4 protein-coding genes are annotated in these 2,797 nt (G+C 65.7%); all 4 read right to left on the reverse strand.

Annotated features, from left to right (window positions below):
- On the reverse strand, positions 1-829 hold an 829-nt coding region (locus ACODTY_RS23655), incomplete at its 3' end, for a quinone oxidoreductase family protein (protein WP_488996620.1).
- Between the two features lie 33 nt (positions 830-862).
- On the reverse strand, positions 863-1,741 hold the full coding sequence (locus tag ACODTY_RS23660; protein WP_488996621.1) for a beta-keto acid cleavage family enzyme: 879 nt from the start codon (positions 1,739-1,741) through the stop codon (positions 863-865).
- A complete protein-coding gene (locus tag ACODTY_RS23665) occupies positions 1,741-2,502 on the reverse strand; it encodes an SDR family NAD(P)-dependent oxidoreductase (protein ID WP_488996622.1) in 762 nt (253 codons plus the stop codon). Before ACODTY_RS23665 ends, ACODTY_RS23660 begins: the two co-directional genes overlap by 1 nt.
- 3 nt (positions 2,503-2,505) lie before the next feature.
- On the reverse strand, positions 2,506-2,797 hold a 292-nt coding region (locus ACODTY_RS23670; protein ID WP_488996623.1), incomplete at its 5' end, for a dioxygenase family protein.

A 2,797-nucleotide genomic window follows, 5' to 3' on the forward strand; every position in this document is an offset into this window, starting at 1 on the left:
CCAGCGTGTCGACGCCGATGTATTTGTGGCGGCCACGGAAGAAGTTGAAGATGTCGAAGGGCACGGCACGGTCGAAGGTCGAGATGAAGATCTGCCGCGCCTGCTTGGCCATCGCCTTGTTGGCGATCTCGAAATAGGGGCTGCCGACGGTGTTGAAGACGATGTCCGCACCGTGGCCGTCGGTCATATCACGGACGATCGCCGCGACGTCGTCTGATGCGCTGTTCAGCATCGTGACCGGGCCGTTGGTGTGCCCCATCAGCGGCTGGTCGTTGTATTCGACGGCGAAGACCGTGGCGCCGGCCAAGGTGGCGAGCTGGATCGCCGCCTGACCGACCTTGCCGTTGGCGCCGCAGACGAGCACCACGTCGGTCGGCTGGGCACCGCCGGCCTCGCGCAGTCCTTCATAGGCGGTGATGAACGGGACGCCCACCGAGCCGGCCTCTTCCATGGAGAAGTTCTTCGGCTTGGCGCGGACCGCCTTCTGGTCGAGCACCATCCACTTGCCGTGGCTGCCGTCCTGGCTGATGCCGAGTTCGCCGCCGCCGCCCCAGATCTCCAGGCCGATCATCTGCGAGGGACCCTCGCGGACGATGCCGCCGAAATCGCGGCCAGGCGTGCGCGGCCAGATGGCATGCGGCATGTGGCCGAGCGAGGCCTTGACGTCGCTGGGGTTGACGCCGGCCGCGACGATCTCGACCAGGACCTGGCCGGGACCGGGACGCGGGGCCCCCACTTCGGCGACGTCGATCAGAAGATTGTCGAGGTCGGGCGATTTCTGCGTCACCCTGAGGGCGTTGCCGGCCTTGGCGCTTGCTTGAATGTTCATCTTTTTCAATCTCCTTTAGTCAAGCTGCGCCGCTCAGGCAGCAAGCCCCAGCATTTCCCTGGCTTCCGACGGGCTGGCGATCTGCCCGCCGAGTTTTTCGATGAGGTCGCGGGCGCGCTCGACCAGTTCGGCATTGCCCTTGGCGAGCACGCCCTTGGCGAGATACGAATTGTCCTCCAGGCCGACCCGGACGTGGCCGCCGAGCAGGTAGGCCTGCACCGCCATCGGAAACGACATCCGGCCGACACCGAAGCCCGTCCAGACGGCATCGCGCGGCAGCATCCGCGCCGCCGTCGCCATGACATCGGTCGTCGCGGGGAAACCGTACTTGACGCCGGTGACGATGGTGAACATCGCGGGCGACTTCAGCACGCCCGCCTTGATCAGGTCCTGCGCCAGAACGATGTGGCCGGTGTCGAAGACCTCGAGTTCGGGCTTGGAGCCGGCCTCGTTGATGATGTCGGCCATGATCTTGACGTTGGCAGGCGTGTTGATCACCACCTCGTTGCCGAAGGTCATGGTGTTGAGGTCGAGCGTGGCGATGTCGGGCTTCAGCGCAACGATATGCTCGACGCGCTTTTCCGGCCGGATCAGCGTGGTGCGCGGGCCGGCAACCGCCGGGTTTTCGTCGCTCGGGTGGTAGCGCCCGCCGGGGCCCGTGGTGACATTGAGGATCAGGGCGTTGTTCTTCGCCCGGATCCTCTCGACCACCTCGCGATAATATTTCAGCTCCATCGACGGCTTGGCCGTCTCGGGGTCGCGGACATGGATATGGGCGATGGCCGCGCCGGCATCCGCCGCCTCCAGGCAGGAATTGGCGATCTCCTCCGGCGTCACCGGCAGGCCGGGATGGTTTTCCCGGGTGGTCAGGTTGCCCGTGACGGCGCAGGTGATGATGACTTTGGACTGCATTACAGGTGCCTTCCCCCGTCGACGACAATCCGGCTGCCGGTCGAGAATTTCAGATGGGTCGCGCAGGCGACGATCGCCTCGGCCACGTCGACCGGGCTGGTGATCCGCTTGAGCGGCGTGGTTGAGGCAACCTTGTCGGTGAATTCCTTGCCGCGGCCGGGCACGAACTGCGTGTCGACCGCGCCGGGCGACACCGCCATCACCCGGATCGCCGGCGCCAGCGCACGGCCGAGCGAGTTGGTCATGATGTCGACGCCGGCCTTGGCGCCGCAATAGGCGACGTTGGAACCGATGCCGGTGAAGGCTGCGATCGACGAGACGTTGACGATCAGCCCGTCGCCGCTTGCCTTGAGCGCGGGCGCGAAAGCCCGGATCGTGGCGAAGACGCCGCGCCAGTTGTTGATGAAGATGCGGTCGATCAGCTCGTCGGTCAGCGCGTCGAGATCGCCATGCGCCACCGGCTCGGTGATGCCTGCCGTGTTGACCAGGATGTCGGCCCGTCCGAACCTGTCCGCGACCGCGTCCCTGAACGCCTCGATCGTGGCCGTGTCCTCGATCGAAACCGGCAGGGCGAAGTGACCCTCGCCGACCAGACCTGTGGCGATCTGCTCGGCCTTGTCCTTGCCTGAGCGATAACCGACGACGACGGTGGCGCCGGCATCGGCCAGCATCCGGCAGGTTTCACGGCCGATGCCGCCCGAGCCGCCGACGACGACCGCGACCTTGCCTTCAAGCGGACGGTTGGAATTCTGCGCAGTCATCGCTCAGCTCTTCTTTCCCGAGATCGGCGGGATGGGGAAAGTCGGCGTGCCAACCACCAGCTTGAAATTGTACACGCAGGTGTAGAAGGGCAGCGTCGCTCCGGGATAATCGGGATGCGGCTCCGTGTGCATGACGAAGTCGCCGACGATCTGCTGCTTGGCGCCGAACACCACGTCGGCGGCGAGCGCCTCCGGAGAGTCGGAGAAGATCTGCGTGATCAGCGTCTTGTGCTTCGGTGCCGAGACGATGAAGTGGATGTGCGCCGGCCGCATCGGCGTCCGCTTCTGGGCGCGC

The sequence above is a fragment of the Mesorhizobium sp. FG116 genome (genome assembly GCF_057809835.1).